Here is a 22,143-nt window from a genome sequence, read left to right on the forward strand (position 1 = left end):
GTCTCCGACGGTTTTTGCGGGAAGGCGCGACAGCCGCACAGTCGATGCCGCGTAGTATGAAACCAGCCCGCAGACCCTTGTTAATCTCCCGAGATGGAGCGATATGTTCAAAACACCGTCCGAAGTGCTGGAATTTATTAAGGAGCAGGGCGTCGCATTCCTCGACATCCGCTTCACCGATCTGCCGGGCGTGCAGCAGCACTTCAACATCCCAGCGAGCACTGTCGACGAAGACTTCTTCACCGACGGTCAGTTGTTTGACGGCTCCTCGATTCAGGGCTTCGCCTCGATCAACGAGTCGGACATGCAGCTCATCCCCGACGTAACCACGGCCTACCTCGATCCGTTCCGGGCCGAGCCGACGCTCGTGATGATCTTCGACATCTACAACCCGCGCACCGGCGAGATCTACGCGCGCGACCCGCGCCAGACCGCGAAGAAGGCTGAGAAGTACCTCGCCTCCACCGGCATCGCCGACACCGCGTTCTTCGCCCCCGAGGCGGAGTTCTACATCTTCGACGACGTCCGCCACGAGGTCGCACCGAACCGTAGCTTCTACCAGGTCGACTCGATCGAGGGCGCGTGGAACACCGCGCGTGAAGAAGAGGGCGGCAACCTCGGCAACAAGACCGGCTACAAGGGCGGCTACTTCCCCGTCTCGCCGGTCGACAAGACCGCCGACCTGCGCGACGCCATCACCCTCGAGCTGATCAACGCCGGCCTTGAGGTCGAGCGCGCCCACCACGAGGTTGGTACCGGCGGTCAGCAGGAGATCAACTACAAGTTCAACACGCTCGTGCACGCGGCCGACGATATCCTCAAGTTCAAGTACCTCGTAAAGGGTGTCGCGAACGACTGGGGTCACGTCGCCACGTTCATGCCGAAGCCGCTCTTCGGCGACAACGGTTCGGGCATGCACACCCACCAGTCGCTCTGGAGCGAGGGTACTCCGCTGTTCTACGACGAGGCCGGCTACGGCTCGCTTTCGGACACGGCACGCTGGTACATCGGCGGCATCCTCAAGCACGCGAACGCCCTCGCCGCGTTCACGAACCCGAGCGCGAACTCGTATCACCGCCTGGTAAAGGGCTACGAGGCGCCGATCAACCTCGTCTACTCGGCGGGTAACCGCTCGGCGGCCATCCGCATCCCGATCACGGGCACGAACCCGAAGGCGAAGCGCATCGAATTCCGCGCACCTGACGCCTCATCGAACCCGTACCTCGCGTTCGCCGCACAGCTCATGGCGGGCCTCGACGGTATCCAGAACCGCATCGAGCCGCACGAGCCGATCGACAAGGATCTCTACGAGCTTCCGCCGGAGGAAGCCAAGAGCATTCCGCAGCTCTCGACCTCGCTCGTCGAGTCGCTGCGCGCGCTCGAGGCCGACCACGAGTTCCTGCTCAAGGGCAATGTGTTCGACGAGGACCTGATCCGCACCTGGATCGACTACAAGTTCGAGACCGAGGTGGCGCCGCTCGCGGCACGCCCCCACCCCTACGAGTTCGACCTCACCTTCGGCTGCTAGTAAGCGAGTCAGTTACGACGGGGCGAAGCGCACTGCGCTTTGCCCCGTCGGCGTTTCCGGTGTCGGTGGTTGCGCCTACGATTGGCAGTATGACGAGCAGCACCGGGCACGAGGCACAGCGAGCCGAACCGCATCAGATCACGGGGCTCGCCCAGCGGCTCAACTGGCTACGCGCCGGCGTGCTCGGGGCCAACGACGGTATCGTCTCGACCGCCGCCGTGGTCGTTGGCGTCGCGAGCGCCACAAACCAGTTCACGCCGGTGCTCCTTGCCGGCGCGGCCGCGGTTGTGGGTGGGGCGATCTCGATGGCCCTGGGCGAATACGTCTCGGTCTCAAGCCAGCGCGACTCGGAGAACGCGCTGATTGAAAAGGAACGCGAGGAACTCCGCGAAGACCCCGAAGGTGAGTTTGAGGAGCTCGTCGGCCTCTACGAAAATCAGGGCCTGAGCCGCAACACCGCCGAGCAGGTCGCGAAAGAGATGACCGAGCGGGGTGCGCTGAAGGCGCACCTGTCGCTCGAACTCAACATTTCGGAGGATGACGTGGTCAACCCCTGGCAGGCGGCGCTCGCGTCGGCCCTGTCGTTCTTCGTCGGCGCAATTCTGCCGATGCTCACGATTCTGTTCCTCCCCACAACCCTGAACATCCCCGTCACCTTCGCCGCGACCATCGTGGCGCTCGGCGTCACCGGCTCGATCGCGGCTTGGATCGGCGGTGCGAACCGCTTGCGCGCGATCGTGCGTACCTGCATCGGTGGCGTCATCGCCCTCGCCGCGACGTTCGTTGTCGGCATGCTGTTCGGCACGACGGTGCTCTAGGTACCGTCGAGGACGGGCCCGTCAGTCGCCGTAGAAGATGCGCTCAAACACGCCGCGCGCGCGCCGGGTTGCGTTGAGGTAGTCGTTCTCGAGTTCCACGCCGCTTCCGGGCTCGTAGCCGAGCAACCGTGCGACGCCCTCGAGCGCCACCGAGTCGCCGGGCAACACATCGGTTTGCGAATTCGAGTAGAGCAGCACGCCGGAACGCACGCGACTTGCGAGCAGCCACGCCGCACGAAGGGTCTCGGCGTCCTGGTGGCCGAGAATTCCGTGCTCGGTGGCGACTCGAAGCGCGGTCAGCGTTGACGTTGTGCGCAGCTCGGGAATGTCGTGGCCGCGGTCGAGCTGCAGCGTCTGCACGAGCCACTCGACATCGCTGAGCGAGCCTCGGCCGAGCTTGAGGTGGCGTTTCGGATCGACGCCCCGAGGCAGCCGTTCGTCCTCCATCCGTGCTTTGATGCGGCGGATCTCAATGAGTTCCTTCGCCGCGAGCCCCGACGAACGGTAGCGAGTGGCGTCGGCAATCTCGGTGAAGCCCGCAATGAGACTGTCGTCGCCGGCGACTCCGCGGGCGCGAAGCAGCGCCTGGGCCTCCCAGCCGAGCGACCACTTCGAGTAATAGTTCTGATACGCAGTGAGCGACCGAACGAGCTCGCCGCTCTTGCCCTCGGGTCGGAGATCCGCATCCAGGTCGATGGGCAGGCGGGCGTCCTCGAGGAGCTCCTGCACGCGACGCACGAGGGTGCGCGCGGCTCCGGCGGGGTTATCCCCCGCGAAGCCGTCGGTGCCATACACATAGAGCACATCGAGGTCGCTGCCGAAGCCCAGTTCGGCACCGCCGAATCGCCCCATACCAATGACCGCAAACGGCGGGTAGTGTCGGTCGTCGATCTGACGTGCTGCGGCGAGCGCCCCGCCGATCGCGAACTCGCCGATCACGGTGAGGCCCTCAGCAATCTCGTCGACCGAGTCGACGCTGAGCACGGCGGCGAGGGCGAGGCGCAGCATTTCACGGCGCCGTAGGCCTCGCAGGATGCGCCCGAGCCGCACGTCATCGTTATGACGCTTCAGCGCGCCGACGAACTCCGCCTGGAGGTCTTCGAGCGAGCGTGGTTTGAGCTGCGCATCCGAATCGAGCCACTTCACCGCCTCGGGGAAGAGCTCGAGGAAGGTGGCGCAGAACGCGCTGTTGGCGAGTACTTCGCAGAGCCGGCGGGCAGCAAGGTTTGAGTCACGCAGCAGCCGCAAGTACCACGAGGCTTCGCCGTTCTGCTCGGACAGCTTGCGGAACGCCAGTAGACCTTGGTCGGGGTTCGTTCCCTCAGCGAGCCACTCCAGCAGCACCGGCAGCAGGTTGCGCTGCATCGTCGCACGCCGAGACACGCCCTGCGTGAGGGCTTGGATGTGCCCGAGCGCACCCCGCGGGTCGCGGTAGCCGATCGCACGCAGGCGCACGAGCACGCGGTCGTCGGCGAGATGGAACTGGTCGGCGCTGAGGTGGGCCGCGGCGGTCACGAGGGGCCTGAAGAAGAGCTTCTCGTGCAACTGTCGCACCCGCCGGCGAACCTCCTCGAGTTCGCGCTTGAGCACCTCGACGCTGCCGATGCGCGAGCCGCGCACGAGAGCCCGCAGCGCGGCAGGATCGTCGGGCACAAGGTGAGTGCGCTTGAGGTCGCGCAGCTGCACACGATGTTCGAGGAGGCGCAGGAAGCGGTAGTCGTTCGCGAACTGGGCGGCATCGTCACGACCGATGTGGCCCTCGGCCGTGAGCGCGTTGATGGCGTCGAGGGTGCTCCGCACTCGCAGGTGTTCGTCGACCTGTCCGTGCACGATCTGCAACAGCTGCACCGGGAACTCGACGTCGCGGAGGCCACCCGGTCCGAGCTTGAGTTCGCGCTGCACCTCCGAGCGCGGGATGTGGTCAATGACGCGCTTGCGCATGCGCTGGACGCCGAGCACGAAGTTGTCGCGGTCGCCCGCGTTCCACACGAGGGGCGCCACGGCATCGACGAAGCGCTCGCCCAGGTCGAGGTCGCCCGCGATGGGGCGAGCCTTGAGCAAGGCCATGAACTCCCAGTTCTCGGCCCACCGATGGTAATAGTTCAGGTAGCTGTCGGGCGTGCGCACGAGCGCGCCGTCCTTACCCTCGGGGCGAAGGTTCGCGTCGACCTCCCAAAGCGGTGGCTCGACGGCGTAGTCCATCAGGATGTGCATCATCGTCGAGGCCAGCCGGGTGGCGATCTCGATCGCCCTCGGCACCGAGAGCTCGCTGTCGGCGGCCGGCTCGGCGACGAACATGACGTCGATATCGGAGATGTAGTTGAGCTCGCGGGCGCCGCACTTGCCCATGCCGATGACGGCGAGGCGCACGTTGTCGACCTCTTCGGCGGGGAAGCGACCGAAACCGCTCGGCGGCGCACTGAGCTCGTCTCGCGCGAGCATCAGGGCCACGTCGATGGTGACCGATGCGAGGTCGGCGAGCGCTTCGCCGATGCGATGCAGCGATACCGCCGGCTGCGGGAGTCGCAAATCGTAGAGGGCGATCTTCGCGAGCTCGACGCGGTAGCGCAAGCGCAGCCGCGCGGTCGCGTCCTCACCCTCGAAGCCGGCCACCGCATCAAGCATGCGGGTGCGCATCCCCGAGGTTGACGGCAATTCGTGTGACTCGGCATGCATCTCGTCGACGACGTCGGGGTGTCGGCGCACGAGTTCGACGAGGCGGCTTGAGCTCGCGAACAGCGAGACCACCGAGCGCAGCTTGGTGAGGTCATCCCGCCAGGCCGCGGCGAGCTCGGGCTGATGCTCGAACAGCGAAATGAGCTCGCGCAACGCGACCTCGGGCTCGGGATCGAACGGCTCGAAGAGCGACAGCACGACCGTGTCGCCGAGGTCGAGCACACCGCCGAGCTCGGTGAGCATCTCGGCGGCGCCCTGTGAATCTCGGAAACCCGCCCGCAGAATTCGGGTGCGAATGCCCTCGCGCATGCTTTAGAGCCCGAGCCCCTCGCGGAGCTCGTAGTCGGTGACCTGCCGACGGAAGGCCTTCCACTCGTTGCGCTTGTTCTCGAGGAAGAACTCGAACAACTGCTCGCCCAGGGTGTTCGCGACGAGCTCGGACTGCTCGGCAATGAGGAGGGCCTCGTCGAGGTCGTGGGGCAGGTCGTCGTACCCGAGCACGTGGCGTTCACGCATCGAAAGGTCGCGCAGGTCGCCGTCGATCTCCTCCGGCACCTCGTACTCTCCCTCGATGCCGCGCAGACCGGCTTCGATGAGCACGGCGAAGGAGAGGTAGGGATTCGCGGCGGAGTCGATCGCGCGGTACTCGACCCGTGCGGAGCGAGACTTGTTCGGCTTGTAGGTCGGCACCCGCACGAGCGCCGACGAGTTGTTGTGTCCCCAGCAAACGTAGCTCGGCGCCTCGTCGCCGCCCCAGAGCCGCTTGTAGGAATTGACCGACTGGTTCGTCACGGCGGCGATTTCGCGTGCGTGGCGAAGGAGGCCGGCGATGAAGTGGCGGCCGGTCTTCGAGAGCTGGTGTTGCGCGCCGGGCTCGTGGAACGCGTTTGTCTCGCCCTCGAACAGCGAGATGTGGGTGTGCATGCCCGAGCCAGGCCAGTCGATCGACGGCTTCGGCATGAAGGTCGCGTGCACGCCGTGCTCGGCGGCGACCTCGTGCACGACGGTGCGGAAGGTCATGAGGTTGTCGGCCATCGTGAGCGCGTCGGCGTAGCGTAGGTCGATCTCGTTCTGCCCCGGTCCACCCTCGTGGTGGCTGAACTCGACAGCGATCCCGAGTTCCTCGAGCAGCCGCACCGTGCGGGCGCGGAACGCGTGCGTGATGCCACCCGAGATGTTGTCGAAATAGCCGGCGCTATCGATCGGCTGCACGCCATTCGGCCCGACGCCGATCTCTTTGAGCACGTAGAACTCGACCTCGGGATGCACGTAGCAGTCGAACCCGAGGGAAGCGGCTCGCTCGAGCGTGCGGCGGAGTACATTGCGTGGATCACTGAGCGCGGGCTGGCCGTCGGGCGTCGTCAGATCGCAGAACATGCGGGCGCTGCGCTCGACGCCGTGCCAGCTGAGTTGCTGGAAGGTCGAGGGGTCGGGCTGCAGGAGCATATCGGACTCCGTGCGCCGGGTCAGACCCTCGATCGTCGACCCGTCGAAGCCGACTCCCTCGGCGAACGCTCCCTCGACCTCGGCGGGCGTCAGCGCGACCGATTTCAACGTTCCCAACACATCCGTAAACCACAACCGCACGAAGCGGATGTCGTTGTCGTCAATGGTCTGGAGCACGTAATCCTGCTGCTGGCTCATACTCATGAGCATAGAGACCGCGGGCCGAATGTGAGCGGGATAGGATGGCCACCATGTCGGAGCAGACCCCAGTGAAGCGTGTTCGAACCCGTCATTTTGCGAAGGCGAAAGCGGATGGCCTCAAGATCACCGGTCTCACCGCGTACGACGCACCCTCAGCCACGGTGTTCGACCGTGCGGGAGTTGACCTCCTGCTCGTCGGCGATTCCGCCGCGAACGTGATCCTCGGCTACGACTCGACCCTGCCCATCACGGTCGACGAGCTCATCACGATGACCCGTTCGGTCACGCGTGCGACGCAGCGCGCCTTCGTCGTCGCCGACATGCCGTTCGGCTCCTATGAAGAGTCAACCGAGCACGCGCTGCAGACCGCAGTTCGGTTCATGAAGGAGGCGGGTGCCCACGGCGTCAAGCTCGAGGGCGGCGTGCGGATGCGCAAACAGATTCGCCGCATCACCGAGGCGGGCATCCCCGTGCTCGGCCACATCGGCTTCACCCCGCAGTCGGAGCACAACCTCGGCGGGCACGTGATTCAGGGTCGAGGCGATGCTGAGCAGCAGCTGCTCGACGACGCGCTCGCGGTGCAGGAGGCGGGCGCGTTCGCGGTCGTGATCGAGATGGTGCCCGCCGACGTTGCCGGCCGCGTGACCCGCACCCTCGACATTCCAACCATCAGCGTCGGTGGTGGCGTCGAGTGCGACGGCCAGATGATGGTCTGGACCGACGCCTTCGGGTACACCACGGGCCGGAGCCCAAAGTTTGTGCGCAAGTACGCGAACCTCGCCGAGCAGCTCGAGCAGGCGGTCGGCAACTTCATCTCCGACGTGCACGAGCAGACCTACCCGAGCGCTGACGAGAGTTACTAGCTAGCGCTCGGGGGCGCGTTAGTCCTCGTCTTCGCGAGCATCTTCCTCGGCCCATTTGCGGGCGTTCTCGGCGAGCTTGTCGTTTGCGTGGGCCGCGTCCTCGCGGGTGGGGAAGGGACCGAGTCGTTCGGATGAGATCGACTGCTTGCCCTCCTCGACTTCGCCGGTGCGGGTGTTGAACCAGAATTCGGGCTGTTGTTCCGTCATAGACTTGACGATATGCCGAAAAACTCTGAAACCGGTCTGTTGATCCCCGGAACCGTTACGCCCGAACGCAAGGTTCCCACGAGCATCCCGCGTCCCGAGTACGTCGGCAAGAAGACGGCCAACGAGCCCGACGGCATGGGCGACCTCTACACCGAGGAAGAGATCGACCGCGTGCGCAAGGCCTCTCGCATCGCCGCCGCGGCGCTCGAATACCTCGAGCCGTTTGTCGTGCCCGGCACGACCCATGAGCGCCTCGACGAGCTCGCCCACGACTTCCTCGTGCGCCACAACGCCTACCCGTCGACGCTTGGCTACCGTGGCTTCATGAAGTCGATCTGCACCTCGCTCAACGAGTGCATCTGCCACGGCATCCCCGACGACACGGTGCTCGAGGACGGCGACATTCTCAACATTGACATCACGGCGTTCGTCGACGGGATGCACGGCGACACGAATCGCATGTACCTCGTTGGCGACGTGGCCGAGGAGTCGCGCTTGCTCGTCGAGCGCACGTACGAGGCGACGATGCGCGGCATCAAGGCGGCGAAGCCCGGCCGAGAGGTCAACGTGATCGGTCGCGTGATCGAAAAGTACGCGAATCGCTTCGGCTACGAGTCGGTGCGCGACTACACGGGGCACGGCGTCGGTCGCTCGTTCCACTCCGGCCTGATTATTCCCCACTACGACACGGATCGCTTCAACGACGTGATTCAGGCGGGCATGATCTTCACAATCGAGCCAATGCTCGTGACGGGGTCGCAAGATTGGGAGCAGTGGGACGACGACTGGACGGTCGTGACGCGCGACGGGTCGCGCTGCGCGCAATTTGAGCACACCATCGTCGTGCGTGAGGACGGCCCAGAAATTCTCACGCTGCCGCCGTCGCAACTCTAGGAAATACGGCGTTCGCGTGTCGAACTCTGCGTAGGCTATTCCTCATGGCAAAGAAGCACGCGCCGGTCGCAATCGGCATCGACATTGGCGGCACCGGCATCAAGGGCGCCCTCGTCAACCTTAATGAGGGCAAGCTCGTTGGCGAACGACAGAAGGTGAAGACCCCTGAGGGCGCCCCGATCGATGCCGTGCTGTCGGCCGTGGCGGAATTGCGCGACAAGATCCTCGCGCAGGACGAGGCAAACGACGATCACTACCACATCGGCATGTGTATGCCGTCGGTGGTGCGCCGTGGCGTCGCCTACTCGGCGGCCAACATCGCCGACGAGTGGATCGGCTTCGACGCGGCGACGGCATTCTCGGAGCACCTCGGCCAGCCGGTGTCGCTCGTCAACGACGCGGATGCTGCAGGCTACGGTGAGGCGAAGTTCGGCCATGCGAAGGACTCGCGGGGCTCGCTGCTTGTCATCACGCTCGGCACTGGTATCGGTTCTGCGCTGATCCACAACGGAAAGCTGGTGCCGAACACTGAGCTCGGCCACCTTTCGGTCGACGGTCACGACGACTACGAGAAGTTCGCTTCGGCCAAGGTACGTGAGCGCGAAAACGTACCACTCGAGGAGTGGGCGACTGATCGGCTGACGCCGTACTTCGCCAAGCTCGAGCAGCTGTTCTCGCCAGACTTGTTCATCGTCTCGGGCGGTATCTCGAAGCAGGCGGCCGACTTCCTGCCGCACATTTCGATCGCGACTCGCATCGACGCGGCCGAACTGACGAACAACGCGGGTATCGTTGGCGCCGCCCTGCTCGCCCAGGAGGGCTGGGACTAGCCAAGAAGTTGAGTGGGTCGGCCGGTACGCCGGGTTCTGTGAGGAGCGAACTCCCCGACGGCCATCTATCTCGGCGGCGCGTTACCACGTCGCTCTAGCAGCACACCCGGAAACTCGGCGAGCCGCGTCGACGTTTCCTGTTGGCCTTGCTCCGGACGAGGTTTACCGTGCGAGGAACGTCACCGCTCCCCCGGTGGGCTCTTACCCCACCCTTTCACCCTTACCCTTGCGGGCGGTTTGCTTTCTGTGGCACTGTCTCGCGGGTTACCCCGGGTGGGCGTTACCCACCGTCCTGCTCTGTGGAGCCCGGACGTTCCTCGGACCGCGTGATGCGGCACGTGACCGTCTGGCCGGCCCACTCATCCCACTATTCTAGCGTGCGGCGCATGGCTCAGAACAGCGAGTCGCCCGCGAGGGGATTCGGGCCCTGGTACTCGGCGGGGTGGTCCATCGCGGCGTTCGCCGCCGCATCCGCCCGGGAGTTCTGCGCGCGGGGTACCCACGTGAAGCGAACCTGCCGTGAGCCGATGAGGTCGCGCGCGATTGCAGCGAGCTTCTGCATGTCGGGGTGCTTGATCTTCCAGCGGCCAGACATCTGCTCGACGACAAGCTTCGAGTCCATCCGCACCTCGACCTGTGCCTGCGGGTCGATGCGGTAGGCCGCTTCGAGCCCGAGCACGAGGCCCGTGTACTCGGCGACGTTGTTGGTGCAGACGCCGAGCGAGCGCGAGATGGTTTCGAGGATCTCGCCGGTGTCGGCATCGATGATGACCGACCCTGAACCGCCCGGCCCGGGGTTGCCGCGAGATCCGCCGTCGGCCTCAACGACGAGGTTGCGCGGCATCAGACGTCCGACCGCTCGGTACGCACGAGAATCGCGCCGGTCATGGGGCAGAACAGCACCTCGTCGGCGGTCGCGCGACGCACGTTCGCCATGTCCACGACCTCGAGGGTCTCGTTCGAGGCCATCGAGACGTTACCCACGAGCTCGGCAGCGCCGATGCCGACCTTGCCGCGCACTTCTTCGTAGAGCGCGACGAGCTCTGCCGGGATGCCGCCAAGCAGCAGGCGACGCGCCGTGCCCAGCTCCTTCGCCTCGACCTGCAAGTTGACTCGGGCCAGGTCGCGCCGCTCGAGGAGGTCGCTCGCCTCGGCCTCGAGGGTGCGCATCTCATCGTGCCGGGCCTCGTACGTCGCGGTGAGTGACTCGACCTGCTCCTCGAGTTCGAGTTGCTCGCCCTCGAGGCGGTCGCGGCGACGCTTCAGCGCGGCGATCTCTGTCTCGAACGCTGTGATCTCTTTGCTCGTGGTCGCGGTCGCAAGGCGGGCCTCGTCGGCGTGCTGGCGCTGCACGACGGTCTGTACGTCGGACTCGACACGGCGCAGCTGTGCCTGCGCATCCTCGAGTTCGCCGAGGGCCTGGGCCGCGGCGGCCCGGCGCGCGCGGCGTTCGCCCTCAATCTTTTCGAGGCTGAGCTGTTCGGGAATGTGCTTGGCGGTGTGCTGGAGCCGGCCCCGTTTGGCATCGAGATTGGCCAATTCGAGCAGGCGCAGCTGGTGCTGTTGTGAGGCCTTCATAGTTCTCTATTGTCCCTGACTTGAAGCGGATGTCGTGCGCTGCGGGATATGCCACGTCCACGGATCCGTGTTGCGGGTCGAAACACGCACTTCGAGTTCGGGATGCGCGGCACGAAGGCGGTCGGCCAACCCGTCGAGCCAGAGCCATTCGCTTGCGAAGTGGGCGACATCGACGAGCGCGGGTCCCCCGCCGAGCAGCGATTGCTCGCGAGCCTCGGAAGCCGGGTGATGGCGCAGGTCCGACGTGAGGTAGACGTCGGCGCTCGTAACGAGCGGGTGCGCGAGCAGGCTATCGCCCGCGCCTGAGCAGCAGGCGACGCGGCGAATCGGTTGCTTCGGATCGCCAGCGACGCGCACTCCCCCTGCCGTCGGCGGCATGATGCGCGCGACACGCTCGGCGAATTCGCGCAGGGTGATGGACTCGGCGAACTCCCCGATGAGGCCGATGCCGCGTTCCGGGCGGCTCGCGAGCGGCTCGATCGGCCGGCGGCTGTTGGCATTGACGCCGAGGCGATCGAAGATCGTGCCGGTCGGGCCCGTCTCAACGATATCGGCGTTGGTGTGCGCGGTGTGCAGGGCACAGCCCTCTCGAATGAGTCGGGCGAGTAGCGCACCCTTGTAACGGTCCTCGCGCAGGGTTGTAATGCCGCGCAGTACCAGCGGATGGTGCGTCACCAGCAGTTGCGCGCCAAACTCGAGCGCCTCGTCCACGGTTGCCGAAACTGGGTCGACCGCGAGCAGCACTCGCGTTACCTCGGCGTCGGGATCGCCGGCTGCCGGGCCAACCGCATCCCACGGCTCGGCATCCGTCTCGGGAAATAGCGCGTCAAGGGTGGACTGCAATTGGCGCAAGCTCGTCATGTGTCGAGCGTAGCGTCGGCGGTCCCGGCGAGTACGCTGACGACATGGGAATCCCGCAACGCCTGCTCGGTGAAAATGAGCACGTCGTCTTCCATCTTCGAACCCACATCAAGCGCATCTTGGGCTGGTTGCTACTCGGGCTACTCGTGCTGGTCGCCGCCATCGTCGGCACGATCTTGCTGCCGCCGGACGCGCAGCCGATCGGCAGCTACGTCATCTGGGGTGTCTGCGTCGTGGTGCTCATTCCCGTCGCGCTCGTGCCGTGGCTGAAGTGGCTCACCACGACCTACACGATCACGGACCGTCGCGTGATTACCCGCACCGGCATCTTCAACAAGCGCGGCCACGATATCCCGCTGCGCGGTATCTCGAATGTCGCGTACGAGCGGTCATTTGTCGATCGCATCTTCCGCTGTGGCACACTCGTACTCGAGACTTCGGCTGACAATCCGCTGCGCCTCGACGACATCCCGAATATCGAGCAGGTGCACGTGCGCATGACCGAACTGCTCCACCGCATCGGCCAAGGGGAGTAGGCGTGGAGCAGACGAACCTGGTGACACCTCAGCACGTCACCGCCCCCACACCGGCTGAACTTGCGGATGCGCTGGCGCACGTGGGCAGCATCCCCGACTACCCCGAACCGGGAGTGCTCTTCCGCGACGTGCTGCCGCTGTTTGCGCAACCCGAGGCCTTCGACGTCTCGCTGCGTGCCCTCGTGGCGCCGTTTAACGGCACGTATGACGTCGTCGCGGGTGTCGAGGCACGAGGATTTCTGATCGCCGGCGCCGTCGCGGCGCGAGTCGGCTGCGGTCTCGTGCCGATTCGCAAGGCCGGGAAGCTGCCCGCGCCCGCGGCATCCCGTTCATATGACCTCGAGTACGGCTCGGCCACGATCGAGATGCAGCGCGATGTCGCGCCCGGCACCCGAGTCTTGATTCTGGATGACGTGCTCGCGACCGGCGGCACGCTCGCGGCGAGCTGTGAGCTTGTGCGAGACCTCGGCTTTGTGGTCGCAGGCGTGGGCGCGTTGATCGAGCTGGCGGACCTCGCGGGCCGCTCCCGCCTCAAGGGTGAGTCGCTGCATGCCGTCAAGGTGTTTTAGCCCGGTTCTGCGGACCTCGGGCGGCGGCTCGGGCAGCCCGCACCAGCTCGGCGATCGCGGCTAGGCGCTCCGCATCCAAACCGACGATTTCCCACCGAACATCTTCCTCGTCTTCTCCGACGGCGAGCGCGAGATCACCGTCACGGTGATGAGTGTCGAGTGTTCCTGACGTTGACGTTTCGACGCTGCAGACGGCGGCAAAGGTCAAACCTTGTCGTCTGGTCGCGTTCTGTCGAATTGCTGCATAGCGTCGATCATTTTTATACGTACAAATATCGTTCTTAACCGTCCTAGTGTGGCCAAACCTCCATTAGAGTTCTGGCAATCCGTCTGTTCGCGGAGATGCTCCTGACTCCCAGAGTCCCTGCTAAAAGGATCCGCCTATGACCGCTGTTCAACAACAAGGAACCTTGCGTCGCAACCTGGGGATGTGGGCCATCGTCGGCCTCGGCCTCGGGTACATGACCCCCACTGTCGTATTCGACACCTTCGGTATCGTCTCCGACATCACCGACGGCACCGTGCCCATGGCCTACCTCGTAGCCCTCATCGTGATGGTCTTTACCGCTATCAGCTACGGCAAGATGGCTGGCGCCATTCCGAGCGCCGGCTCGGCCTACACCTATGTGCGTGAATCGATGCACCCCAACCTCGGCTTCATGGTTGGTTGGACCTCACTGCTCGACTATTTGCTGCTGCCGATGGTCAACGCGCTCATCATCCGCCTCTACATGGAGCAGATGTTCCCCGACGTTCCCGCGTGGATCTGGGTGGTGCTCTACTGCATCGGCGTGACGGCGCTCGTCGCCACGAGCATGCGCGGCACCTCGAACTTCAACGCGCTGCTGCTGATCTTTGCGGTCATCGTGATCCTCGTCTTCATCGGCCTCGTCATTCAGCAGGTCCTCAGCGGAGAGGGCATGGGCACGTTGGTCAGCAGCCGGCCATTCGTGCACGAGGGACTCGACTCGCAGTCGCTGCTCATGGCCGCGACGGTGGTCTGCTTTAGCTTCATCGGCTTCGACGCGATCACGATGTACGCCGAGGAAGCTCGGGACTCGAAGACGATGCCGCGCGCGATTCTGCTCACCGTGATTATCGGTGGCGCAATCTTCTTCGTCGCGAGCTACTTCGCGCAGCTGCGGTTCCCCGACAACACCCCGTTCGGTGAGTTCACCGACGACCCGCTCCCCCAAATCGGTCTCATCATCGGGGGCCAGGTCTTCCAGATCATCTTCGTCGCCGCGGGCTTCACCGCGACGCTCGCGTCGGGCCTCGCCTCACACGCCTCGGTGTCGCGCATGCTGCTGGTCATGGGGCGCAACAACGTGTTCCCCCGCAAGTGGTTCGGTCGCATCAACGCGAAGAGCCACACCCCCGTGTTCAACGTCGTGCTCGTCGGTATCGTCTCGCTGTTGGCGATTGAGTTTTCGCTCGAACTCATTTCGGCCTTCATCAACTTTGGCGCGCTCATTGCCTTTAGCTTCGTGAACGCCTCGGTGATTGCCTACTTCGCGTGGCGCAAGGGGTTGCGCAAGACCCCCGGCGACATCTTCAAATACATCGTCATGCCGGGCATCGGTCTCGCGCTGACCGTGCTGCTCTGGCTGAACCTCCACCTTGAGGCGTTGATCGGCGGTGGCATCTGGCTGGCGCTCGGCCTCATCTATCTCGCGGTGATTACCCGCGGCTTCCGTAAGAAGGTCGTCGCGTTCGACGAGAACCAGCCAGTCACCGGGTTCAACAAGATTCCCGAGGGTGTCGGCGACGACGACGGCGAGCTCGAGCCTGTCACCGACGGATCGTCGCCCCGTAACTAACCCAATAGCGCAAGTTCGACGTCGAGTGCCCGAGCAACTGCCTCGACGTCGAACTCTGTGATGGTGGTGGGCGGTTTGAACTTGAGCACGTTCTGCCGCTCGCTCGCAGGCTGCACGATGATGCCGTGGTGCAGCATCCGTTCGCACACTAGTGCGGTCTCTTCGGTTGTTGGCTCGAGGGGCTCGCGGTCACGAACGAGCTCGACGCCGTGGTAGAGCCCACTGCCGTGCACCGCGCCGATCCAAACGTGGCGTGCCTGCAGCTCCTGCATCAGCTCGGTGAAGCGGGTGCCGGCCCGGACGGCGCGCTCCATGACGCGCTCCTCATCGAGGAGGTCGAGTACCGCGGAGCCGACCGCACCGGGCGGGAAGCCGTTGCCCGAGGCCTTGGCGACCGTGATGATGTCGGGGCAGGCGCCGGCAACCTCGGCGCCCCAGAAGTGGTTGCCGTGGGTGAGGAGAAGGCGATATGCAAACGGTCGAAGTTGGGACCGCGGTGATTCGGCGGTGAGTCGGTCGCAATTCAGGTGCTTCGGTGCGAATCGTGTGGGAAACGACAGGAAGCAAGGCCTCGTATGCCAAGGTCTTGCTTCCTCAATTTCTTACGTGGGCCCGGAGGGACTCGAACCCCCGACCCTCTGGGTGTAAACCAGATGCTCTAACCAACTGAGCTACAGGCCCGCAGCGATTAACTATAGCGGCTACTCTGCGCCTGCCCATTCAATGCCGCGCAGGTGGTCGTGCAGTTCGCGCGATTCCCCCGCCGCCGTGCCGGCCACGAGCACGCGCGTGCCATCGGAGCGAATTGCCCAGCTGCGCCGCAGTGCCATGCCGGCGTGCTCGTCGAACGAGCCGAGCATCGACGCCAACGAGCCGTGCGGCCAGTGGTCCGACACGCCGATGATTCGGCCGGATGCGTCTTCCGCCGCCAGCCACGCGGCAAGCGTCGCGGGGCTATCGCACGAGACGGCATAGACCTGCACGCCGAGTTGCTCTGCCCGGACAGCGAGCTCGCCGAGCTCACGAATTTCGCCCGAGCACAGCGGCGTGAAGGCGCCCGGAATAAAGACGAGGAGGCGAGGCGAGCCCGGCCCGAGCACGGTGACACGGTCACCGCGGTGCGTCGGCGCGGTGACCGGCTGGTCGCCCGAAACAGTAAAAGTCGGTTCCACGCAGCACAGCGTGGCAGCACATACTGCACATGATCTGAACTGGACGAATCATCAATCAAGCGCACAAATTCATTGTCGGAAGTCGCTAGGCTGTTGAGGTGGCGCAACATCGCAACCCGATGCGGCGTCTAGCACCGCGCTTCCTGACAACGAAAGAGGCCAACGTGGCACTCCACATCTCCGACCCGTATTCCGAGGACTACGTCGACACCGATCCGCAGGAAACTGCGGAATGGAAAGAATCTCTCGACGCGGTCATTGGCGAACGGGGCCACCAGCGTGCCCGCGAAGTCATGCTGGCGCTGCTCCAGCGCTCGCGCGAACAGCACCTGGGCGTGCCGATGCACCCGGTGACGGACTACATCAATACGATCGCGCCGGAAGATGAGCCGGAGTTCCCTGGCGATGAGTCGATTGAGCGCACCTACCGCCGCTGGATCCGCTGGAACGCGGCAATCACGGTGCAGAACTCGCAGAAGGCACACATCGGCGTTGGCGGTCACATCTCGTCGTACGCGGCGCAGTCGACCCTCTACGAGGTCGGTCTCAACCACTTCTTCAAGAGCTACGACCACCCGGCCGGCCCCGACCAGGTGTACTTTCAGGGCCACGCGGCGCCCGGTAACTACGCGCGGGCCTACCTCGAGGGTCGCCTCACGGAAGACAACCTCAACAGTTTCCGTCAGGAGGCCTCGAAGGCCCCGAACGGTCTGAGCTCGTACCCGCACCCGCGCCTCATGCCGGACTTCTGGCAGTTCCCGACGGTGTCGATGGGTCTCGGCCCGATGAACGCGATCTGGCAGGCGCAGTACAACAAGTACCTCACCAACCGTGGCATCAAGGACGCCTCGGGCTCGCACGTGTGGGCCTTCCTCGGCGACGGCGAGATGGATGAGCCCGAGTCGCGTGGCCAGCTGCAGATCGCGGCGAACTACGAGCTCGACAACCTCACCTTCGTCGTCAACTGCAACCTGCAGCGCCTCGACGGCCCCGTGCGCGGTAACGGCAAGATCGTGCAGGAGCTCGAGTCGTACTTCCGTGGTGCCGGCTGGAACGTCATTAAGGTCGTGTGGGGCCGCGAGTGGGACCACCTCCTCGCCCGCGACAGCGAGGGCGCGCTCCTTCGCCTGATGAACGAAACCCCCGACGGCGACTTCCAGACCTACAAGGCTGAATCGGGCAAGTACGTCCGCGACAATTTCTTCGGCCGCGACCCCGAAGCCCTCAAGCTCGTCGAAAACCTCAGCGACGACGACATCTGGGGCCTCAAGCGCGGCGGCCACGACTACCGCAAGGTATACGCCGCATACAAGGCTGCGCTCGAGCACAAGGGCCAGCCGACCGTCATCCTCGCGCACACGGTCAAGGGCTACGGTCTCGGCACGCACTTCGAGGGCCGCAACGCGACCCACCAGATGAAGAAGCTCACGCTCGCCGACCTCAAGAAGTTCCGCGACACGCTGCAGATTCCGATCGCCGACAAGGACCTTGAGGCCGACCTCTACAGCATCCCCTACTACAAGCCGGACGACTCCGACCCGGCCCTGCAGTACATGCTGGAGCGTCGCCGCGAACTCGGTGGCTTCGTGCCCGAGCGTCGCTCGAAGTACACGCAGATCGACCTCCCCGAGGAGAAGACCTACGCCATCGCGAAAAAGGGCTCGGGCAACCAGCCGGTCGCGACGACCATGGGCTTCGTGCGCCTGCTCAAGGACCTCATGCGTTCGGGCGAGTTCGGCAAGCGCATCGTGCCGATCATTCCCGACGAAGCCCGCACCTTCGGCCTCGACGCGTTCTTCCCGACCGCGAAGATCTACAACCCGCACGGCCAGCAGTACACCGCGGTTGACCGCGAACTGCTACTCGCCTACCGCGAGTCGCCGCAGGGCCAGCTCATGCACGTCGGCATCAACGAGGCTGGAGCGGTCGCATCGATGACCGCCGTGGGCACCTCGCATTCGGTGCACGGCGAACTCATGGTGCCGATGTACATCTTCTACTCGATGTTCGGCTTCCAGCGCACGGGCGACGGCTTCTGGGCCGCAGGCGACTCGCTCGCCCGCGGCTTCATCCTCGGTGCCACGGCTGGCCGTACCACCCTGACGGGTGAGGGTCTGCAGCACATGGACGGTCACTCGCACATCATCGCGAGCACCAACCCGGCCGTCGTGTCATACGACCCTGCCTACGTCTACGAGATCGGCCACATCATGCGCGCCGGTATCGAGCGCATGTATGGCGGAAACCACCCGGACCCCGACGTCATGTACTACATCACGATGTACAACGAGCCGATGGCACAGCCGGCCGAGCCTGAGAACCTCGACGTCGACGGCGTCGTGAAGGGCATTTACTACCTGCGCGCTCCCGAGCTTGAGCAGGGCCCGCAGGCGCAGCTGCTTGCCTCGGGCGTGGCGGTGCCGTGGGCACTGCACGCACAGCAGATTCTCGCCGAGGAGTGGGGCGTTCGTGCCCACGTCTGGTCGGTCACGAGCTGGCAGGAGCTGCGCCGCGACGGCCTCGAGGCGAGCGAGCACAACTGGACCAAGCCGTCCGAGGAAGCTCGCGTGCCGTACCTTCGCGACAAGCTGCAGAACTCCGAGGGCGTGTTCCTCGGCGTGAGCGACTTCAACCACCAGCTGCCCGACATGGTGCGCGAGTTCATCCCCGGTGACTACGCGACCCTCGGCGCCGACGGCTTCGGTATCTCGGATACCCGCGCCGCCGCCCGCCGCTTCTACAAGATCGACGCGCACTCGATCGTCGTCCGCACGCTCTCGGAGCTCGCCCGCCGCGGTGAGGTCGACGCGAGCGTCGTGCAGACGGCCATCGACCGTTACGACCTCAACAACCCGGCGGCCGGCGAGTCCGGCTCGGCGGGTGGCGACGCCTAGGAAGCGCACCCGCGACCAATGACGCCGAAGTTCGACAAAGATCGGGAGATTGCCTGGCTGCGCAGCATCACGGGCGACCTTGCCACGACGGTGCTGCGCCGGATGGAGCTCACGCTTCCCTGGTTCTCTGACATGCCGCCCGGCCGCCGCAGTGCGGTCGGCATGGTGGCGCAGTCGGGCATCGCCGCGATCGTGTCGTGGTTCGAAGACGACGGCGGGGCGCCGTGGGTCGCGCGGGACGTGTTCGACACGGCCCCGCGCGAACTCCTGCGTTCGGTGAGCCTGCAGCAAACGCTGCAGCTCATCCACGTCGTCGTCGACGTCTTTGAAGAGCGAGTTGCCAACGCCTCGCCCGAGATCCGCGAGGGCGTGTTGCGGTATTCGCGCGACATGGCCTTCGCCGCGGCCGAGGTCTACGCACGCGCGGCCGAACAGCGTGGGCTCTGGGATGCGCGCCTCGAGGCGCTTGTCGTCGACTCGATCCTCACGGGCGAGCATGACTCCGAGCTCCCGAGCCGCATTGCCGCCCTCGGCTGGAGCGGCCATGGCGAGGTGGCGGTGCTCGTCGGCACGACCCCGAAGGTCCTCGAGGTCGACCAACTGCGCCGCACGGCCCGCCACAACCAGACCGACCTCCTGGTCGGTGTGCAGGGCAACCGCCTCGTGCTCGTTATTGGGCGCGCTAAGCCGAGCGACGAGTTTGAGGGGCCGCCGATCAGCTTTCTCGAGGTATCACAGCTGCTCGAGGGCGGGTTCGGCGAGGGTCGCCTCGTACTTGGGCCCGAGGTGCCGAACGTGGTCAAGGCCGCGATGAGCGCCCGCGCCGCGCTGGCGGCTTTCTCGGTGGCCGGCGCGTACCGGCGGACCGATCGGCCCATCCTTGCCGACGATCTACTGCCCGAGCGCGCCCTCGCGGGTGACCCCCTCGCGCGGCAGGCGCTCGTGCAGCGTGTCTACCTGCCGCTCGCCGACCACCAGTCCGACCTGCTCACGACCCTCTGGTGCTACCTCGACAACGGCCGCTCACTCGAGGCCACCGCGCGCGAGCTGTTCGTGCATCCGAACACCGTTCGGTACCGCCTCAAGCGCATCAGCGAGGTCATTGGGTGGGACGCGACCGGCGCGCGCGAGGCCGTAATCCTGCAGTCCGCCCTGATCCTCGGCCGCATCGCCGATTCAAACTCCTATGACGGGCGCGTCACCCCGAAGCCGACAAAGCGTTCCCGCTAGCGTGGTTCGCAGCCACTTCCCGCAATTGACCACCCGAAGAAACGCAGATACATGACCATCATTACCTTCCCCGGTCAGGGGTCGCAGAAGCCCGGCTTTCTTGGCCCGTGGCTCGCGACGCCCGAACGCCGAGACACGCTGGCGCAGCTCAGCGACGCGGTTGGCGTTGACCTCGTTCGCCACGGCACCGAGTCGGACTCCGAGACGATCCGCGACACCGCGATCGCGCAGCCGCTCATTGTTGCCGCCGGCATCCTGACCTGGGATGCCCTGGTCGCGTCGGGCGCCGACCTCTCGGGTGTCGAGGTGGCGGGCCACTCGGTGGGCGAGATCGCCGCGGCGTACGCCGCCGGGGTGTTTGACGCAGCCACCGCGCTCGCGTTCGTGTCGCGACGCGCGACGCTCATGGCCGAGGACGCCGCGAAGCAGACTACGGGCATGTCCGCCGTCCTCGGCGGCAGCGAAGACGAGGTGCTCGCACGCCTCGCCGAGCTCGAACTCGAACCAGCCAACTTCAACGGTGCCGGACAGATCGTCGCCGCAGGCGACCCGGATGCGCTCGAGCAGCTTCGCGCCGAGCCCGCCAAGGGCACCCGCGTGATTCCGCTCAAGGTCGCCGGCGCGTTCCACACTCGCTACATGGCGGATGCACACGAGCAGCTTGCTGCGTCGGCCGGCGGATTCGCGGTGAACGACCCGAAGCTTGGTCTCTACACGAACTATGACGGCACCCGAGTCGACTCGGGCAGCCGCTACCTTGAGTTGCTTATCGACCAGGTGAACCGCCCCGTTCATTGGGACGCCTGCATGGCCGCGTTTGTGGAGGCCGGGCACACGACGCTCGTCGAGGCCGCACCCGCGGGCACGCTCGTCGGGCTCGCGAAGCGTGGCATGAAGGGCACGAACGGCATCGCCGTGAACGTTCCCGAAGACATTGACGCGGTAGTTGCCGCACTGGCCGCAGAGGATGCAGCATGAGCCCGAAACTCCACCAGGCAACTGGCCCCCAGTTCACCCGTATTCACAGCATCGGCGCCTACCGCGGCGAACTGACGGTCACGAACGACGACATCGCTGGGCCGATCAACTCGTCTGACGAGTGGATCCGCCAGCGCACGGGTATTATTTCGCGCCAGCGCGCCACTGACGACGTCAATGTCATCGACATGGGCATTCGCGCGGGCCAGGAGGCCATCGAGAAGGCGGGCATTGAGCCGAGCCAGATCGGCGCCGTCATCGTCGCCACGGTCACCAACGTGATGCAGACGCCGGCCGCCGCCACTCGCGTCGCTGACGGCCTCGGCGCCACGCCCGCCGCGGCGTACGACATTTCGGCCGGCTGCGCCGGGTACTGCTACGCGGTCACTCAGGCCGACGCCCTCATCCGTGCCGGTGTCGCCGAGTACGTACTGGTGGTCGGCGCCGAGAAGCTGTCGGACGTCATCTCCCCCACCGATCGTTCCATCTCCTTTCTGCTCGGCGACGGTGCGGGCGCGGCGCTCATTGGTCCGTCCGACGAGCCAGGCATTGCCGAGTCAGTCATCGGTTCCGACGGCAGCAAGTGGGACGCGGTTTCGATGAGCAGCCCGCTGCAGGACTACCGTCGCGGCGAGGCCGAGTGGCCCACGCTCCGCCAGGACGGCAAATCCGTGTTCCGCTGGGCTGTGTGGGAGATGGCGAAGGCGGCGCGCGAAGCGCTTGATCGCGCTGGCGTGACGGTCGATGACCTCGCCGCGTTCATCCCACACCAGGCGAACATGCGCATCGTCGACGAGTTCGCGAAGCAGCTCGGCGTGCCCGAGACCGTGGCGATCGCTCGCGATATCGAGACGATGGGCAACACCTCGGCGGCATCAATTCCGCTCGCGACGCACCGTCTGCTCGAAGAGCACCCCGAGCTGTCGGGTGGGCTCGCACTGCAGATCGGCTTCGGCGCCGGCCTCGCTTATGCGGCGCAGGTCGTTCGACTGCCCTAACGGGCCCCCAGCTCTCACCGACCCCCAATCAAACCAACCACCCA

The 22,143-nt window shown here is 65.4% G+C and carries 20 protein-coding genes, 1 tRNA gene and 1 other RNA gene; 12 read left to right on the forward strand and 10 right to left on the reverse strand.

Going from position 1 to position 22,143, the window contains the following annotated elements; genetic code table 11:
• Nucleotides 1-103: 103 nt before the first annotated feature.
• Entirely contained in the window at nt 104-1,528 is a 1,425-nt protein-coding gene (gene glnA, locus EJL01_RS01595; RefSeq protein WP_125105976.1) for a type I glutamate--ammonia ligase, read from the forward strand.
• Between the two features lie 89 nt (nt 1,529-1,617).
• Entirely contained in the window at nt 1,618-2,346 is a 729-nt protein-coding gene (locus EJL01_RS01600) for a VIT1/CCC1 transporter family protein (RefSeq protein WP_125105977.1), read from the forward strand.
• A gap of 21 nt (nt 2,347-2,367) precedes the next feature.
• Here EJL01_RS01600 and EJL01_RS01605 read toward each other — a convergent pair whose 3' ends face one another.
• Together EJL01_RS01605 and EJL01_RS01610 are read right to left on the reverse strand one after the other, a co-directional pair.
• Nucleotides 2,368-5,331, reverse strand: coding sequence for a bifunctional [glutamine synthetase] adenylyltransferase/[glutamine synthetase]-adenylyl-L-tyrosine phosphorylase (locus EJL01_RS01605; RefSeq protein WP_125105978.1), 2,964 nt, complete (start codon nt 5,329-5,331; stop codon nt 2,368-2,370).
• Nucleotides 5,332-5,334: 3 nt separating this feature from the next.
• On the reverse strand, nt 5,335-6,666 hold the full coding sequence (locus EJL01_RS01610) for a glutamine synthetase family protein (RefSeq protein WP_125105979.1): 1,332 nt from the start codon (nt 6,664-6,666) through the stop codon (nt 5,335-5,337).
• A gap of 53 nt (nt 6,667-6,719) precedes the next feature.
• Between EJL01_RS01610 and panB the strand changes: the two genes are divergently transcribed.
• On the forward strand, nt 6,720-7,532 hold the full coding sequence (gene panB, locus EJL01_RS01615) for a 3-methyl-2-oxobutanoate hydroxymethyltransferase (RefSeq protein ID WP_125105980.1): 813 nt from the start codon (nt 6,720-6,722) through the stop codon (nt 7,530-7,532).
• An 18-nt stretch (nt 7,533-7,550) separates the two neighbouring features.
• On the opposite strand, the gene EJL01_RS01620 is transcribed toward panB, so the two are convergent.
• Nucleotides 7,551-7,739: an SPOR domain-containing protein gene (locus tag EJL01_RS01620; protein ID WP_125105981.1), complete on the reverse strand. Its 189-nt coding sequence runs from the start codon at nt 7,737-7,739 to the stop codon at nt 7,551-7,553.
• 12 nt (nt 7,740-7,751) lie between these two features.
• Here EJL01_RS01620 and map point away from each other — a divergent pair, with 12 nt between their 5' ends.
• Nucleotides 7,752-8,633: a type I methionyl aminopeptidase gene (gene map / locus EJL01_RS01625; RefSeq protein WP_125105982.1), complete on the forward strand. Its 882-nt coding sequence runs from the start codon at nt 7,752-7,754 to the stop codon at nt 8,631-8,633.
• A gap of 44 nt (nt 8,634-8,677) precedes the next feature.
• Entirely contained in the window at nt 8,678-9,463 is a 786-nt protein-coding gene (ppgK, locus tag EJL01_RS01630; protein ID WP_125105983.1) for a polyphosphate--glucose phosphotransferase, read from the forward strand.
• Between the two features lie 9 nt (nt 9,464-9,472).
• On the opposite strand, the gene rnpB is transcribed toward ppgK, so the two are convergent.
• The 4 genes from rnpB to EJL01_RS01650 form a co-directional block, all read right to left on the reverse strand.
• Nucleotides 9,473-9,821, reverse strand: an RNA gene (gene rnpB, locus EJL01_RS01635) — RNase P RNA component class A.
• A gap of 33 nt (nt 9,822-9,854) precedes the next feature.
• Nucleotides 9,855-10,307: a reverse transcriptase-like protein gene (locus tag EJL01_RS01640; protein WP_125105984.1), complete on the reverse strand. Its 453-nt coding sequence runs from the start codon at nt 10,305-10,307 to the stop codon at nt 9,855-9,857.
• Nucleotides 10,307-11,041: a zinc ribbon domain-containing protein gene (locus tag EJL01_RS01645; protein ID WP_125105985.1), complete on the reverse strand. Its 735-nt coding sequence runs from the start codon at nt 11,039-11,041 to the stop codon at nt 10,307-10,309. The genes EJL01_RS01640 and EJL01_RS01645 overlap by 1 nt, the downstream gene beginning before the upstream one ends.
• Before the next feature lie 6 nt (nt 11,042-11,047).
• The gene (locus tag EJL01_RS01650; protein ID WP_125105986.1) at nt 11,048-11,902 is read right to left on the reverse strand and encodes a Nif3-like dinuclear metal center hexameric protein; all 855 of its coding nucleotides are present in this window, start codon (nt 11,900-11,902) and stop codon (nt 11,048-11,050) included.
• 44 nt (nt 11,903-11,946) lie between these two features.
• Between EJL01_RS01650 and EJL01_RS01655 the strand changes: the two genes are divergently transcribed.
• From EJL01_RS01655 to EJL01_RS01665, 3 genes are all read left to right on the forward strand, one after another.
• Nucleotides 11,947-12,438, forward strand: a complete 492-nt coding sequence (locus EJL01_RS01655) for a PH domain-containing protein (RefSeq protein WP_125105987.1) — start codon at nt 11,947-11,949, stop codon at nt 12,436-12,438.
• Nucleotides 12,439-12,440: 2 nt separating this feature from the next.
• Nucleotides 12,441-13,007: an adenine phosphoribosyltransferase gene (locus tag EJL01_RS01660; protein ID WP_241209070.1), complete on the forward strand. Its 567-nt coding sequence runs from the start codon at nt 12,441-12,443 to the stop codon at nt 13,005-13,007.
• Nucleotides 13,008-13,435: 428 nt separating this feature from the next.
• Entirely contained in the window at nt 13,436-14,827 is a 1,392-nt protein-coding gene (locus EJL01_RS01665; protein WP_125107355.1) for an APC family permease, read from the forward strand.
• Here EJL01_RS01665 and EJL01_RS13060 read toward each other — a convergent pair.
• The 3 genes from EJL01_RS13060 to EJL01_RS01680 all read right to left on the reverse strand — a co-directional run bounded on the left by EJL01_RS13060 (nt 14,824) and on the right by EJL01_RS01680 (nt 15,999).
• A complete protein-coding gene (locus EJL01_RS13060) occupies nt 14,824-15,426 on the reverse strand; it encodes an aminotransferase class III-fold pyridoxal phosphate-dependent enzyme (RefSeq protein WP_125105988.1) in 603 nt (200 codons plus the stop codon). The genes EJL01_RS01665 and EJL01_RS13060 overlap by 4 nt on opposite strands.
• An 8-nt stretch (nt 15,427-15,434) precedes the next feature.
• A tRNA-Val gene (locus EJL01_RS01675) sits at nt 15,435-15,508 on the reverse strand.
• Between the two features lie 20 nt (nt 15,509-15,528).
• A complete protein-coding gene (locus EJL01_RS01680) occupies nt 15,529-15,999 on the reverse strand; it encodes a redoxin domain-containing protein (RefSeq protein ID WP_164509687.1) in 471 nt (156 codons plus the stop codon).
• A gap of 164 nt (nt 16,000-16,163) precedes the next feature.
• On the opposite strand from EJL01_RS01680, the gene aceE reads away from it, so the two are divergent.
• From aceE to EJL01_RS01700, 4 genes are read left to right on the forward strand one after another with little or no spacing between them, the layout of a single operon-like run.
• Nucleotides 16,164-18,893 (forward strand): pyruvate dehydrogenase (acetyl-transferring), homodimeric type, encoded by a 2,730-nt coding sequence (gene aceE / locus EJL01_RS01685; protein ID WP_125105990.1) that lies wholly within the window; start codon nt 16,164-16,166, stop codon nt 18,891-18,893.
• Between the two features lie 18 nt (nt 18,894-18,911).
• Entirely contained in the window at nt 18,912-20,123 is a 1,212-nt protein-coding gene (locus tag EJL01_RS01690; RefSeq protein WP_125105991.1) for a PucR family transcriptional regulator, read from the forward strand.
• A gap of 51 nt (nt 20,124-20,174) precedes the next feature.
• Nucleotides 20,175-21,101: an ACP S-malonyltransferase gene (locus EJL01_RS01695; RefSeq protein WP_125105992.1), complete on the forward strand. Its 927-nt coding sequence runs from the start codon at nt 20,175-20,177 to the stop codon at nt 21,099-21,101.
• The gene (locus EJL01_RS01700; protein WP_125105993.1) at nt 21,098-22,099 is read left to right on the forward strand and encodes a beta-ketoacyl-ACP synthase III; all 1,002 of its coding nucleotides are present in this window, start codon (nt 21,098-21,100) and stop codon (nt 22,097-22,099) included. The genes EJL01_RS01695 and EJL01_RS01700 overlap by 4 nt, the downstream gene beginning before the upstream one ends.
• The last annotated feature ends 44 nt before the right edge of the window (nt 22,100-22,143 follow it).

Source organism: Gulosibacter massiliensis, from assembly GCF_900626105.1.
In the GTDB taxonomy this organism is placed as follows: domain Bacteria; phylum Actinomycetota; class Actinomycetes; order Actinomycetales; family Microbacteriaceae; genus Gulosibacter; species Gulosibacter sediminis.